The organism is Mesorhizobium sp. WSM4871, assembly GCF_055811295.1.
Genome location: NZ_JBVVPU010000018.1, coordinates 15,396 through 29,673, shown reverse-complemented (window position 1 = coordinate 29,673; position 14,278 = coordinate 15,396). Strand labels below are relative to the sequence as shown.

Annotated in this window: 14 protein-coding genes; 7 read left to right on the top strand and 7 right to left on the bottom strand. The window is 63.1% G+C overall.

The window, feature by feature from the left end; genetic code table 11:
- Positions 1–126: 126 nt before the first annotated feature.
- From AC0L2H_RS29150 to AC0L2H_RS29130, 5 genes are all read right to left on the bottom strand, one after another.
- The gene (locus AC0L2H_RS29150) at positions 127–1,626 is read right to left on the bottom strand and encodes an aldehyde dehydrogenase family protein (protein WP_473593350.1); all 1,500 of its coding nucleotides are present in this window, start codon (positions 1,624–1,626) and stop codon (positions 127–129) included.
- Between the two features lie 93 nt (positions 1,627–1,719).
- Positions 1,720–2,631 carry a dihydrodipicolinate synthase family protein gene (locus AC0L2H_RS29145; protein WP_473593349.1) on the bottom strand — a complete coding sequence of 304 codons (912 nt, stop codon included), beginning with the start codon at positions 2,629–2,631 and terminating at the stop codon, positions 1,720–1,722.
- A 109-nt stretch (positions 2,632–2,740) separates the two neighbouring features.
- Positions 2,741–3,787 carry a Gfo/Idh/MocA family protein gene (locus tag AC0L2H_RS29140; RefSeq protein ID WP_473593348.1) on the bottom strand — a complete coding sequence of 349 codons (1,047 nt, stop codon included), beginning with the start codon at positions 3,785–3,787 and terminating at the stop codon, positions 2,741–2,743.
- Complete coding sequence (locus AC0L2H_RS29135) at positions 3,780–4,361, bottom strand: DUF1349 domain-containing protein (RefSeq protein WP_473593347.1); 582 nt, start codon at positions 4,359–4,361, stop codon at positions 3,780–3,782. Before AC0L2H_RS29135 ends, AC0L2H_RS29140 begins: the two co-directional genes overlap by 8 nt.
- Before the next feature lie 42 nt (positions 4,362–4,403).
- Positions 4,404–5,432 carry a proline racemase family protein gene (locus tag AC0L2H_RS29130; protein ID WP_473593346.1) on the bottom strand — a complete coding sequence of 343 codons (1,029 nt, stop codon included), beginning with the start codon at positions 5,430–5,432 and terminating at the stop codon, positions 4,404–4,406.
- Between the two features lie 391 nt (positions 5,433–5,823).
- Between AC0L2H_RS29130 and AC0L2H_RS29125 the strand changes: the two genes are divergently transcribed.
- The 5 genes from AC0L2H_RS29125 (at position 5,824) to AC0L2H_RS29105 (ending at position 11,093) form a co-directional block, all read left to right on the top strand.
- Positions 5,824–7,167, top strand: a complete 1,344-nt coding sequence (locus AC0L2H_RS29125; protein WP_473593345.1) for an extracellular solute-binding protein — start codon at positions 5,824–5,826, stop codon at positions 7,165–7,167.
- A gap of 96 nt (positions 7,168–7,263) precedes the next feature.
- Positions 7,264–8,202 carry a sugar phosphate isomerase/epimerase family protein gene (locus AC0L2H_RS29120; protein ID WP_473593344.1) on the top strand — a complete coding sequence of 313 codons (939 nt, stop codon included), beginning with the start codon at positions 7,264–7,266 and terminating at the stop codon, positions 8,200–8,202.
- Positions 8,199–9,128, top strand: coding sequence for a carbohydrate ABC transporter permease (locus AC0L2H_RS29115; RefSeq protein ID WP_107648686.1), 930 nt, complete (start codon positions 8,199–8,201; stop codon positions 9,126–9,128). The genes AC0L2H_RS29120 and AC0L2H_RS29115 overlap by 4 nt, the downstream gene beginning before the upstream one ends.
- Positions 9,128–10,021: a carbohydrate ABC transporter permease gene (locus AC0L2H_RS29110; RefSeq protein ID WP_473593343.1), complete on the top strand. Its 894-nt coding sequence runs from the start codon at positions 9,128–9,130 to the stop codon at positions 10,019–10,021. Before AC0L2H_RS29115 ends, AC0L2H_RS29110 begins: the two co-directional genes overlap by 1 nt.
- A gap of 1 nt (position 10,022) precedes the next feature.
- A complete protein-coding gene (locus AC0L2H_RS29105) occupies positions 10,023–11,093 on the top strand; it encodes a Gfo/Idh/MocA family oxidoreductase (RefSeq protein WP_473593342.1) in 1,071 nt (356 codons plus the stop codon).
- 11 nt (positions 11,094–11,104) lie between these two features.
- On the opposite strand, the gene AC0L2H_RS29100 is transcribed toward AC0L2H_RS29105, so the two are convergent.
- On the bottom strand, positions 11,105–11,911 hold the full coding sequence (locus AC0L2H_RS29100) for an SDR family NAD(P)-dependent oxidoreductase (protein ID WP_473593341.1): 807 nt from the start codon (positions 11,909–11,911) through the stop codon (positions 11,105–11,107).
- Complete coding sequence (locus AC0L2H_RS29095; protein WP_473593340.1) at positions 11,908–12,762, bottom strand: NAD-dependent epimerase/dehydratase family protein; 855 nt, start codon at positions 12,760–12,762, stop codon at positions 11,908–11,910. Before AC0L2H_RS29095 ends, AC0L2H_RS29100 begins: the two co-directional genes overlap by 4 nt.
- A 235-nt stretch (positions 12,763–12,997) precedes the next feature.
- Here AC0L2H_RS29095 and AC0L2H_RS29090 point away from each other — a divergent pair, with 235 nt between their 5' ends.
- A complete protein-coding gene (locus tag AC0L2H_RS29090) occupies positions 12,998–13,642 on the top strand; it encodes a cysteine hydrolase family protein (protein ID WP_473593380.1) in 645 nt (214 codons plus the stop codon).
- 48 nt (positions 13,643–13,690) lie between these two features.
- Positions 13,691–14,248: a MarR family winged helix-turn-helix transcriptional regulator gene (locus AC0L2H_RS29085; protein WP_473593339.1), complete on the top strand. Its 558-nt coding sequence runs from the start codon at positions 13,691–13,693 to the stop codon at positions 14,246–14,248.
- Positions 14,249–14,278 lie beyond the last annotated feature (30 nt).

The following is a 14,278-nucleotide window of genomic DNA, read 5'->3' as shown; positions in this document are numbered from 1 at the left end:
ACCTTCACTTGTGCCCAACCGAATACGTCCGGCCAGCCCAGATAAAGCGGGATGCATCCCGCTCTATCTATTTGTTTTAGCCGCATTTGTGCGACGCCAAGTGATTCAACTTGGCTGCAAAATGCTTTATGTCGCCCACCAGATGCTTTTGGTCCGCGAATACTGGTCGAGCGAATGGATGCCCTTGTCCTTGCCGCCGAAGCCGGACGTCTTGAAGCCGCCGAACGGGGTGGTGAAATCGCCTTCGCAGAAAGCGTTGATCGCCACGAAACCCGCGTCGAGCGTTATGGACGCCTCACGAATTGCGTGGGAATCCTCGCCGAAGACATAGGCGCTGAGGCCGTATTGCGTGTCGTTCGCGGTTGAGATCGCGCTGTCGAGATCGTCGTAGAACCTGACGGAGAGAACCGGCCCGAAAATTTCTTCCCTCCAGGCATTGGCGCTTTCGGCGACATTGAAGAACACGACCGGCTCGACCAGGCGCGGCGATGCGCCTTTGGTTTCGGCTGCCGACACGCTGAAATCATTGTTGCGCTGCTTCTCAATGTCGACGGCGCGATTGACCTTGGCCGCGTGGGCGTCGCTGACCAGCGGCCCGATGCGCGTGGCCGGATCGAAGGGATCGCCGATCGGCCATTCCCTCATCTTGGCGATGAGCATGTCGCGAAGATCGCCTTCCAGCGCGCGCGGCGCGAGGACCCTTGAAATGGACGAACAGAGCTGGCCGGAATTCATCAGGAAGCCGGTCGAAATGTCGTCGGCGAAACGGTCCAGCGACGTGACGTCGGGCAGGATGATGGCGGGATTCTTGCCGCCGCATTCCAGCGAAATTTCCTTCAGGTTCGAGTCCGCCGAATAGTGGAGAAAGCGCCTGCCCGTGGCGGTCGAGCCGGTGAAATTGATCGCCGAAACATCGCCATGCAGACCCAGCGCCTTTCCGGCGACCGGCCCAGTGCCGGGTACGACGTTGATGACGCCGGCCGGAAACCCCGCTTCGATCGCGAGTTCCGCCAGCCGCAGCGTGGTCAGCGGCGTGTCGTCGGCCGGCTTGCAGACGACGGTGTTGCCGGCGGCCAGCGCCGGGCCGATCTTCAGCGCCAGCGTGGTCAGCGGGTAGTTCCAGGGCAGGACGATGCCGACCACGCCTTGCGGCTCGCGCACGATCTGGCTGAGCACGCCCTTGCGACGGGCCGGGCTGAGATCATAGGCGGTCTCCGTCAGGCTGGCATACCAGCGCAGCACGCCGACCGTCGTCGGCACATCGTCATTGTAGGAATGCAGGACCGGCTTTCCGACATCAAGGCTCTCGAGAAGCGCGAGTTCGAGCCGGTTCTCTTCGACGGCGTCCGCCAGCGCACGAATCAGGGCCGCGCGCCCTTCGTGCCCCATCGTGCCCCAGTCCGCCTTCAGCGCCGCGTGGGCGGCCTGCACGGCAAGATCCACTTGCCTCTCGCTGGCAAAGGCGACTTCGCTGATCGTCTCTCCGTCGAAGGGAGACATGATGCTTGCGATGTCGGAGCCGCCGTCACGGGAAAAGCCGTCGCCTATCCAGGCCGCATCCAGCCGCCGCGCCGTCTCGCGGGCCTGCTTCAGGTCGGACGCGCCGAATGTAGGAATCTTATGCATGCAATCCGTTCCTAGTACATCCGCCGGTCGCGCCTCCTCGAAGGCGCGGTCGGCGACGCGGAATTTCCGGTGATGATCCGAACATCCCGCGGATCAGGCAGCGCGGCGCGATTGCGTCTGCTTGAGCTCCTCGATCGTCGCCTTGATGGTGGCGATGACGCGCTCGCGCTCCTCGCCGGCCAGCGGTAATCGCGGCGCCCGAGTCCATTCCGGCGCGCCGTAGACAAGGTGCTCGGCCATCTTGATGTACTGGACCAGCTTCACATGGGTATCGAGGTGGAAGGACGGCGTCATGATACGGTAGAGTTCGCGCGCCCTGGCGAAATTGCCGGCCGCGCACAGGTTGAAAATCTCGACGCATTCCTTCGGCCAGGCATTGGTCATGCCCGAGACCCAGCCGGTGGCGCCGAGCGACATGCTTTCGACGATCTGGTCGTCGACGCCGCAGAAGATATCGAAGCGATTGCCCAGATCGATGAACATGTCGGTAACGCGGCGCACGTCACCGGTCTCTTCCTTGACCGCCACGATGGTCGGGCAATCGGCCAGCATCTTGAGGATGGCGGGCGTGACGTCGACGCCATAGGCGATCGGGTTGTTGTAGATCATGATCGGCAGGTCGCTGGCGCCGGCGATCGCCTTGTACCATTCGGCCGTCTCGCGCGGGTCGGTCTTGTAGCCTAGGCTCGGGAACACCATCAGGCCTTCGGCGCCGTAATCCTGGAAGGCGCGCGCGCCAGCGACCGCGCCAGCGGTCGATATCTCAGCAAGGCCGGAGAGAAGCGGAACGCGCCCGGCAACGACCTCCCTGGCGGCACGGATGACGGCTTCCTTCTCCCGCGGCAGCAGCGAGGCATTCTCGCCCAGCATCGGCAGGACGATGATGCCCGAGACGCCGTTGTCGATCAGACGGTTGATGCTTGCCTGTGTCGCTTCGAGATTGATCGAACCGTCCTGCTCGAGCTTGGTCGTAACCGCCGGGAATACCCCCTGCCAATGCGTCATCGTCTGGTCTCTCCTTGGACTCGCTTTCGCAATAATGTATCCAATCTACAATATTCCATTCAAAAGTCCACCGTGAAATCCGCGTTGCGGCAGCGCCAAAACGGGCATGTCACGCCACTGGGACGGGCGGATTTTTCTCGAAGCGCGGCACGGACACACGTACCCCCTCCTGCGCCGAGCGCCTGACGGCCAGCGCCGTGGCAAGCGAGGCGACGCCGTCCCATCCCGTCGCCGCCGGACGATCGCCATGAAGCACGGCGGCATTGAACCGGGCGATCGTGGTGGCGTAGAGGTTGGCGGGCTCGACCGGGATTTCCGTCATCTCGGTGCCGCGGCGGACATAGACACGACCGGACGGCGCCTCATCCAGGATGCCCCGGCCATAGATCGACCCTTCGGTGCCATGGATCTCGAGCGCCGTCTCGTGATGGGCAAAGACCTGGCCCTCATGCATGTAGGCAATCAACCCGGAAGCGAAGTTGACAATGGATTGCACCTGGTCCTCCACGCCATTCTCGCCGATCAGGCTGCTTGCCTTCATCGACATGACCTCGACCGGTTCGTCCGCAAGCACGAAGCGCAAGACGTCGACATTGTGCACGGTCAGGTCATAGATGACTCCACCCTGCTCCTTGTCCTTCGTGCGCCACGTCTGCAATTCCTTGGGGAGGTACTCGCAATACATCACGCGCGCGGCGAGCGGCCGGCCGATCTGGCCTGTCAGCACCAGATCGCGGATGGCCCTGTGCGTCGCCGCGCCACGCATATGATGGTTCGTCGCCAGGACGACGCCGGCGCGATCGCAGGTCCTGGCCATCTCGACGGCATCATACAGGGTCAGCCCGAGCGGCTTTTCGCAAAGCACGTGCAGGCCCGCCGCCGCGGCTTCGAGCGTGTCGTCGCGATGCCTGTCATTGTTGGTCGAGACGTAGACCGCGTCGATCGCGGTTTCGGCAAGGAGCGATTCGAGGCTTGTCGCGGATACCGGTATCCCGAGATCGTCGGCGAAGGCGCGGCCACGGTCGGCACTCCTGCTGACGACCCCCATCAGTTCCGCATCCGGCACGGACTGGATCGCCTTGGCGACCCATGTGCGGGCAATCTGGCTCGCCCCCACGATTGCCCAGCGGACCTTGCCTTGGGGCGCGTCAGTCATGGAGTTCCCTCGAAATCGCCGGGCCGACCGAGAAATCGCTGAATGTGACCTCGAAACCCTCGCGTTGCGGCGAGCAGCACATCATGCCGACATCGACCGTTTTCGAGGGCGGGAAGTAGGCAAGCCGCACCGGCTTCCAGTGGCCGTCGGACGCATCCAGATATTGAACGCGGATCGCTTCGGCGTGGCGGGTCAGGCGGATCCTGATGCCGTCCGGACTTGCCGGAATGCTGACCAGCGACCAGTCGGACGCGTCGTTGGTGACGACGACGGAAAAATACATCAGTCCGTCGGTATATTCGATGCCGGCCTTGACCCAGTGCGTCTCGCTCAGCCGGACCATCAATCCGGCCTGGTCGTAAAGCACCTTGTAGTCGCCCTTGATCGTGACCTCGGCTGTGAAGTCGCCCTCGACCTGGCGATACAGAAAATGACCATTGTCGCGCCAGAAATCGTAGAATGTCTCGCGCCAGAAATCAGTCTCCTTGCCGGTGCGCACATGCAGCGTGTTGTCGCCGAACGCGTGGTGCGGCGGCGGGTTGAGCCAGGTCAGGCCCGTTTTCAGAGATGTCATCGGCTTGCTCGTCTATCCGTTGGTGTTGCGTTGATGAGGCGTCTATCGGAACCATGTGTCCGAGAGCCGATAGCCCTCGGGGAACGGGTCCTCCGGATCCACGCCATAATGGCTTATGCCCGTCAGCCAGGCGCGCCCGGATACCTCGGGCACCACCGCGGGCACATTGCCCGCCATCGCCGTTTCGACGATTCGGCAATCGAAAACGGTGTCGAGAATAGAGGTGTGCCGGAAGCGTTCACCGACGGCGAGTTCGCCCCGCGCGTGCAGCAAGGCCATCCGCGCGGAAGTTCCGGTGCCGCAAGGGCAGCGGTCGAGCCGGCCGGGGGAAACGACGACGGCATTCTTCGAGGTCTTCACGCCATCGACGATCCGCAGCGGACCGGCGAATTCCGTCTGGTTGATGGTGTTGATCGACGGATTCTCCGGATGGATCGAAGGAAGCTGTTCGGCCGCGGCGGCCTTGATGGCCTCGCCCAGCCCGATCAGGTCGCGCGCCTCGTCGCGGGCCAGCGTCACGCCGACGGCCTCGGCATCGACGATGCAGTAGATCATGCCGCCATAGGCGACATCGACCCGCAGCGATCCGATCCCGGGCACCTCGACCATCCCGTCGCGATGCATGACGAAGGACGGGATGTTGCGGAATGTGATGCGGCGGCACTTGCCGCCGCTGCAATCCGCCTCGACCTCGACGAGGCCGGCCGGCGTGTCCACCCTGACGATGGTCTTGGCGCCGCGCATCGGGATCATGCCAGCCTCGAGGGCGACGGTGACCGTGCAGATCAGGTTCGAGCCCGACATCGGCACAAAATAGTCGGACTCCATGACGATCATGCCGATATCGGCATCGGCGCGTATCGGCGGCGTGATGAGGTTGACGGCCGCGTTGACGCTGCCGCGCGGGTCGAACAGCAGCATGTTGCGCAGCCAGGCGCTGTCGCGTTCCAGCGCCTCCATGCGCTCGAACATCGTCGCGCCACGCGGCGGCAGAACGCCGCCGGTGATGACCCGACCCACCTCGCCCTCGGCATGAGCTCCGACGACGGTAATGACGCGATCCAGGTTCATCGATGGGCATCCTCAGATTTACGACGCAACTGCCGGGGTACGGCCTCTTGGCAGAGGATCTCCAAAAATTGCATCCAATATACGGAATTAATGGTGTGCTGGTTTTTTGTCAACCTGCAACCGGGCCTTTCCGGTCGGCCGAGCGCTAAGCACCCGTTAGCTCTGCCGCAGCGGCCGAGGTCGCAGCACTCAGACATTCAGCAACCGGACGAAGCGACCCACCCGGCGCGGCAATCTGGGCGCGTACTTGCCGAACTCCGGCCCCGGGATTGATCAAACAACAAGCACATCTTCCGATTGACAAAATTCTAAACAGGCGACCAAGATCATATGACCATCAACGATCTTGGTCCCGAGGTTGCCCCTCGGCATTGGCGTAAAGGAGAGCCAGATGCCCGTTCAGCAGAGAGTGACCCATCGTTCAAAACGCCCCGCCATCCTTGCTACCGCACTGCTCAGCCTGAGCCTGATCGCGATGCCCGGCACCGTCCATGCCGACGGGATTACGCTCAAGGTTTTCGGCGGTTCGGCCCTCGACCAACTCGCTCCGCGCCAGGCGCCGGACGAGCAGAAGAAGATCCAGCAGCAGGTCATCGACGGTTTCCTCAAGGCCAATCCCGACGTCTCGGCGGTCGAGTGGGATGCGCAGGGGCCGCAGACCGATTCCATCCAGCGCGTGATGACCGCCAAGCTCGCCAGCCAGGAGATGGACCTGATCGCCTGCCCGGCCTTCTACACCAATGGCGCCTATGTCCGGCGCAAGCTGGTGATGCCGATCACCGACAAGATCACGCCGTTCCAGGACAGGATCGATGCCGCGGCTCTTGGCGCCTTCACGGTCAATGGCCAGGTCTATGGCGTTCCCATCTCCACCCTGTCGACATCGACGATCTTCTACAATGTCGACCTCTTCCAGAAGCTCGGCATCAAGGTGCCGCCGACCTATGCCGACCTGAAGGCGGCGGTGCCGAAGTTCAAGACCGAGGGCGTGATCCCGCTGCTGCATCAAGGCTCGAACACCGTGATGTGGCCGATGTGGTATTTCGAGACCTTTTCGCAGGCCTCGGGCGACCCCGTCGGCAAGACCCAGAAGAACCTGGAAGGCACGGCGAAATTCACCGACGCGCCTGATGTCGAAGGGTTCAAGCTGATCAAGCAATGGGTCGATGACGGCATCCTTTCCAGGGATTCGCTTTCCGTCGACCAGGACGGCATGCGGGCGGCCTTCGCGGCCGGCAAGAGCGCCATGTATTATGGCGGCACCTGGGAAATCCCGTCGCTCCAGACGAGCGTCAAGGACTTCAAATGGGGCGTCTTTGCCTTCCCGAAAATGGAGGGAACAGCGGGCGCGCCAGGCCATGGCGGCGGCGCCGACAACGGTATCTGCGTGGCCTCGTCGATCCCGCCCGAGAAGCTCGATGCAGCCGTCAAGTTCATCGAATATCTGACCCGGCCGGAGGTGGCGACGCTCTATCTTGCGCCGGAGCAGCCGATCGCGGCTTCGATCAAGGGGGTGCCGCAGGTTGACGACGCCTATGCCGTCGAGCTGCGCAAGGAGGCCTTCCCGAGCACGATCAAGTTCCTCGACTGGATCTGGCCATCGGAAGTCGCCACAGCCACCGCCTCGGCAATCGCCGGCATCGTCGGCGGCACGACGACGCCGGAGGATGCCGCGGCCTCGATCCAGACCACTTTCGACGACCTCAAGGCGCAGGGAAACTGGCCGCCCAAGTGAGTTCGCAATCGGCTGAGCTGGCAGGCATGAAATCCAGCCATCAGACAAAAGGGGCCGCCCGTCCCGGGCTGCCTCCCCTACCGGAGACAAGGGAACATGACGAAAAATCGCGCCGAGCGGCAGCGCTTCTCGATCGGCTATCATCTGAACAGTTGGGACCTGACCGGCCTTCCGCTCAGGCCGGCGATAAAATTCCTGGCCGATCAGGGTTTCGGCTGGTTCGAGATCCTCGCCTTCACCAGCCTCTCGGATCAGTACGCCCGCAAATACATGCAGCTCGGCAACCAGGCGCCGATGGGGGTCACCACCGACACCGACATCCTGCGGCGCTACGCACTGCTTTCGGAAGGTCAGAGCGAGTATGGCATCAAGCTGTCCTCCTTCTATGTAAACGCGATCTTCACCAACCCTGTCGCCTGGCCCTATGAACGCGATGTGCTTGTCGCGCTGACCAGGATGCTGAAGGGCTTCGGCTCACCGGTGCTGGTTCTGGGCGGCGGCCCGTCGGAAGCCATTGCCGGACCTCACACGGCCGACGACTACCGCGCCTTCTGCCGCGCGCTCGAGGATATCGGCAAGCGGACCAAGGACCTCGGCATCGAAACGGTCTACCACCCGCATCTCGATACCTTCATCGAACGCCGCGACCAGCTCGACCGGATGATGGACGAACTCGACACAGACGTCGCCGGCCTCTGCATCGATCCGGCGCATCTTGCCCATACCAATTCCGATCCGGTCGATGCGGTCAGAACCTATATCTCGGCCGCGCGCTACATGCATTTCAAGGACACCAAGGTCGATCCGGCGCTGAAAGGCTATGACCGCTACGGCGCCTTTTGCGAACTCGGCGCCGGCGTCGTCGACCTTGCCGGCATTGTCGACGTGCTGCTCGACGCGAACTACGATGGCCTCGCCATCATCGAACTGGATGCTTCGAAGAAGACGGCCGAGCAGAGCACGCTGGAAAGCATCGCCTATATCAGCGACACGCTCGGGCTGGTGCTGACGCCGAAAACCGCGAAGGCCGCATGAGCACGCGACCGCAAGAGACGGCTCCTTCCGCGAGCCGTTTCGGGCGCTTCGTTTCAGGCGACGGCGCGGTCGCCTTCGTCATGATCCTGCCTGCAGCGATCCTCTTTTGCCTGTTCTATCTCTGGCCCTTCGTCAACGGCTTCTGGCTCAGCCTGCACAACTGGGACGGGTTTTCCGACCCGACCTGGGCAGGCTTCTCGAACTATCAACGCCTTGCGCATGACCGCATTTTCCTCGGCGCGCTGCGCAACAATCTGATTTTCGTCGTCGCCGTCGTCGTGCTCAAGAACGTGCTGGGTCTCGGGCTGGCGCTGCTTCTCGACCGGGCGCTCGTCGGCCGCACCTTCTTTCGCGCCGCCGCCTTCATTCCGGTGACGATGTCCTTCGTGGCCGTCGGACTGCTCTGGTCCTGGATATACAATCCGGTCTTCGGGCTGCTCAACGGCGCGCTCGATCTTTTCGGCCTCGGCGCACTGAAACAGTCATGGCTTGGCGACGCCAATATCGCGCTCTATTCGATCATCGTCGTCGATGTCTGGAAGTGGCTGGGCTTCCACGCCGTGATCTATCTTGCGGGGCTGCAGACGATCCCATCCGAACTTTACGAATCGGCGAAGATGGACGGCGCCGGACCGGTCCAGCGCTTCTGGCATGTCACTCTGCCGATGATGATGCCGATCGTCTTCATCAACACCATTCTCGGCCTTTCCGGCGCCTTCGTGCGCAACTTCGACATCGTCTATGTCCTGACCAAGGGCGGACCGAACCACGCCACCGAGGTCGTGCTCACCTACATGATGAGCAAGGCCTTCCAGGACGGCGCCATGAGCTATGCCGCAGCCATCGGCTACGTGCTCTTCCTGATCGTCGGGCTGGCCAGCGTCGGGCTGCTCGCCCTGATGCGGCGCCAGAAGCTGGACGTCTGATGAGCGGCTCGACACACCCTTCTCTCTCGCTTGGCAACGGCATGGCCAGCCATCGGCGCCGCCTCGGCGCGCGCGGCGTTCTCGAACTCGTCGGCATCTATGCCGCGCTCGTGCTTGTGCTCCTGGAGACGATCTATCCGCTGCTCTGGGTGCTGTTCGGCTCGCTCAAGACAAAGCAGGAAATGCTGAGCAACATCTGGGGGCCGCCATCGAGCCTGGTGTTCCAGAACTATGTCGATGCCTGGCGCATTGCCGGCATGGGATCGCGCATCGTCAGCAGCGTCTTCGTCACCGGTTCGGCATTGATCATCCTGGTGGCCGTGGCGACGCCCTGCGCCTATGCACTGGCCCGTCTTCGCTTTCCCGGACGCGGCCTTGTGTTGGCGGTGGCGGTGGCGGCCATGCTGGTGCCGCCGCAAGTCATGGCCATTCCGCTGTTCATGGTGGCGCGCGATCTCGGCCTGATCAACAATCGACTAGGCATCGCCTTCGTCTACGCCGCGACCTCGCTGCCGCTGTCGGTCTTCATCCTGCGCAGCTTCTTCGTCACCCTGCCGGCCGATCTGGAAGACGCCGCGCGCGTCGATGGCGCCAGCCGGCTGGCGATCCTGATCCATATCATGCTGCCGCTGATCCGGCCGGGCGTGGCGCTGATCCTGATCTTCGGCTTCATCGAGATCTGGAACGATTTCTTCCTCGCCTTCCTCCTGCTGCGCGACCCGTCCGTGCAGACCATCCCGCTCGGGCTCGTAAGCTTCTTCCAGCAGTACGACTCGCTCTGGACGCTCTATTTCGCCGCGTTGACGATCACGACACTGCCGGTGATCGTCGTCTTCATCGCCATGCAACGGCAGTTCATCGCCGGCCTGACGGCCGGCGCCGTTAAGGGTTGACATGCAGGATCGTGTTATCGGCGTTGGCGTTATCGGTTGCGGCGAGATCGCCCAGTTGATGCACTTGCCCTATCTCCAGGAATTGCCGGCGTTTCGCATCGCCGCGCTCTGCGACATCTCACCCGGCACGGTCGACAAGGTCGGGGATCACTACGGTGTCGCGGCCCGCTATACCGATCATCGCGCGCTGCTCGCCGATCCACATGTCGACGCGGTGGTGATCTGCACCTACGACCATGGCGAGATGGTCGCTGACGCAATCCGCGCCGGCAAGCATCTGATCGTCGAGAAGCCACTTGCCTTCACGCCTGAGGAAGCGCGCCCGCTGGTCGAGCAGGCCGAACGAAGCGGGCTCGTCGCCCTTGTCGGCTATATGAAATTCTATGATCCCGGCTATGAGATCGGCCTCGAGCGCATCGCCGCCATCGGCAGGCCAAAGTCGATCCATGTCCATGATTTCGCCGGCCGCTTCGACCGCTACGGCAAGCTGTACACACAGACCCGCATCGCCGACGTGCCGGCCGATCTGCTCGCGACCGGGCGCGATGCCGTTGCCAAGCGGATCGAGGCGGCGCTCGGCCCGGATCACGCCGGCTATCGCGATCTTTATCACCTGCTGCTGAGCCTTGGCAGCCACGATCTCGCCGTCATGCGCGGCGCTTTCGGCGCGCCAACCGGCGTCGTCCATGCGCGGCAGACGGGTCTGAACCAGCTTCTCGCCGTACTCGACTATGCCGGCGTTCCCTGTCTGCTCGACGTGGCACTCGCCCAATATGAATGGTGGGACGAGTGGATCCACGTCCATGGCGAGCGCGAGGAGGTGCGGATCGACTTTCAGAACCCCTATTTCCGCAATGCCTCGGCCATCGTGCGGGTGCGCGAAGCGGCCGGCGAGATGGCGTCGGAACGCGTGATACCGGGTATTCCCGACACCGCATTCCGGCGCGAATGGCTGCATTTCGCCGACTGCATCCAGGCGGGAGCGACGCCGCGCACGCCGCTTTCGGGCGGGCTCGCCGACCTCGATCTCGCAGTCCAGATCATCCAGGCAATGCCGCCAAAGCGGCTTTGAGACGAGGCCCCTTATCTGAATTTCGGAAACGCGCCGCCGGCCGGCGCGTTGGCCCAGCTCTGCAAGGTCTGGCCGCCATCGATCAGCCAATCCGCGCCGGTGACGTGCCTGGCCTCGTCGGAGGCGAGGAAGGCCACGGCGGCGGCGACATCGTCCGGCTGGCCGATGCGGCGCAGCGGGATGCGGTCGGCAAAATGCTGCACACTGCTCTTGAAATCGCCCTCGCCGTTCGCCGGTACGCCGAGCGTCGTCTCGATCACGCCGGGGCAGATGGCGTTGACCCGTATGCCGTAGGGCGCCGCATCGAGCGCAGCGACCCGCGTCAAGCCGACCACGCCATGCTTCGAAGCGACATAGCCGGCGCCGCCGGCGAGCACATCCCAACCGGCCATCGACGAGCCCATGTTGACGATCGAGCCGCCGTTGCCGGCCGCGATCATCGCCCGAAGCGAGGCCTGCAAGACGAGGAACATGCCGCGCAGATTGATGCGGATGATGGTGTCCCAGTCCTCGACGGGCAGTTCGTGAACCGGAGCGACGACGCCGGAAATACCGGCATTGTTGAAGACGGCATCGAGCCCGCCGAATGTCTCCACGGTCCTTTCGACAGCGCCTCGCACATCTGCCTCATCCGTGATGTCGGCTTCGATGGCGACTGCGCGCTTGCCAAGAGACCCGGCCAATGCATGCGCTGCCGCCCCGTTGCGATCGACAATGGCGACCTTTGCACCCTCATCGAGGAAACGCCGGACTGCCGCACTGCCGATCGCGCCGGCGCCCCCGGTGACGAGCACGCATTTTTCGTCGAATCGCTTCATTTTCCAGACTCCGGCTGGGGATAAGAACGCCACGAATGGCTGGGCTGGAAGCCGATCGTTTCGCGCGCATGGGCCGTGTCGAGCACTGCGCCATGGCCGGCGATCGGCCGCGACAGCGGGACATCGGGGTAGACCCGGCGCAGCAGCGGCTCGGTCTCCTCTTCCATGAACGTGTCGGCGGCGCTGAGCAGGACGCGGAGATGGCCCTCGCCTCCCCATTCCAAGGCCCGCAGAAAGCCCTGCCCCGCATCGCGCGCATCGAGATAGGACCACAGATCGCGGGCGCTGTCGGCGGTGGCGCGGCGCGGGCCGACACCGGCGAAGAAGGTTTCCGGGGTCTGGATCCAGGGCATGCGGATGCTGACGGCCGAAAAAGCGCCGCGGCGCACCGCGGCGTCGACAATCTCTTCGCCGAGCCACTTCGACAGCGCGTAAGGATCCTGTGCGCCGACAGGATGGTTCATGTCCACCGGCAGATAGGGCGGGCGCACGGTCTTCTCGAAGAAAGGATAGCCGAAAACGCTGAAGGACGAGGCGTAGACGAAGCGCCTGGCGCCAGCCATGGCAGCCGCCTCGACGACATTGTAGGCGGTCGCGATATTGGTCTTGAACACCTCGCCGCCGGCCCGTCCGGTCGGGCGCGGGATGGCCGCGGCATGGATCACGGCGTCGCAATCGCGCACCAGTTGCAACGCCGATCCCAGATCCGTCAGGTCCGCGATCGCATGCCGCCATGGCACGGCGTTCGGCGCAACGGCATCGATGCCCAATACATCATGACCGGCAACGACGAGCGCCGCCGCCACATGGCGGCCGAGAAGGCCGCTGGATCCGGTAACGATTGTCCTCATGGCTCAGCCCCTCGGCCCGGCAAGTCCGGCGAATTTGAATATCATTGATGGTCATACAAATCGAACACATGATCGTATTCGCTTGTCAATGCCATTTTCGCGGTGAAAATCGGCGCAAGCCCTTGTCGGCGCTGCTTGCGCGCATTCGGCAACCGGCTTTGCCTTGAACGGGATTGACTTGGCGTCCCCAACGGTTTTTTGTATGAGTATCAACGATCGACCAAAGGAGCTCGCCATGCCCGTGGACGTCTTTTCCTCACATCGGCACGATGACGCGATGCGCCTTGATCCGCAACGCGCGGCGATTATCGTCATCGACATGGTCAATGAATTCTGCAAGCCCGGCGGCGCCATGGTATTGCCGGGGTATGAGACGCTGGTCGCGCCGCAACTGGCGGTAATCGAGGCCGCACGCGCCGGTGGTGTGCCAATTATCTGGGTGCACGACACTCATCGGGCGGGCATGCGTCGCGAGCGCGAATGGGTGAAGCGCACGCCGCATTGTCTGGAAGGCACCTGGGGTCCGGAAATCATCGAGGATCTTGGCGCCCGCGACGATGAAATCCACCTGATCAAGCGGCGTTACTCGGCTTTTTTTCAAACGGATCTCGACCTTACGCTTAGAGATATGCAGGTCGATCAGCTGGTCATCTTCGGCGTGGTCACCAATATCTGCGTGCGGTCGACCGTCCATGACGCCTTTTTCCAGGGTTATGAAGTGGTGGTGCCCAGCGATTGCTGCGCGGCGACCGGACCGCGCGAGCAGGAAAGTTCGCTCTACGACATAGCAACGCATTTCGGCGTGGTCAGCGATTCGGCTGATGTCGTCGCCGCCCTTCGCGACGGAACGTCGCTTCAACCAGCGAGTGTGGCGGCTTGAGCGTCTTTCGAGACCGCGGCATCCGAGAGAGCGCGACAGGAGTGCGGCGTGAAGACTGAAATCGAATCGCAACCTGAAAGCAGCACAGCGGCGCCCAAGGGATCGGAGGACGCCACCAAGCCGCTGAGCCGCGAGCAGGTGCTGCAGCGATACGCCACGACGGGCTATGAGCTGGACCGCCATCCGGCGCACGTGATCCGCCGGGCGCATCAGCGCGCGACGCTGCGCTTCCAGCAGGTGATGGCCGGCGAAGACCTTTCGCCGACGCAGTTCGCGGCGCTTGCGACCATCCTCAGGCATGGCGAGGTCTCGCAGAACCATCTGGGACGGCTGACCGCGATGGACCCGTCGACAATCAGCATCGTCGTGCGCAAGCTTCTCAAGAATGGGCTGATCACCCGCAGTGCATCCGATACCGACCAGCGCCTGTCGATGATCGCGTTGACCGACAAGGGAACCAGATACACGCTCGACCGGCTCGAACGCAGCGTCGAAGTCGGGCGGCGGTTTCTGTCCCCGCTTACGCCGGCCGAGCAGGCGACGCTGCTTCGCCTGCTCAACCGCATCAATGACGACGATCCGTCGAATGGCGACGGCGGGAAATAATTCGCGTCCCAACGACTTCCAGGAATAACA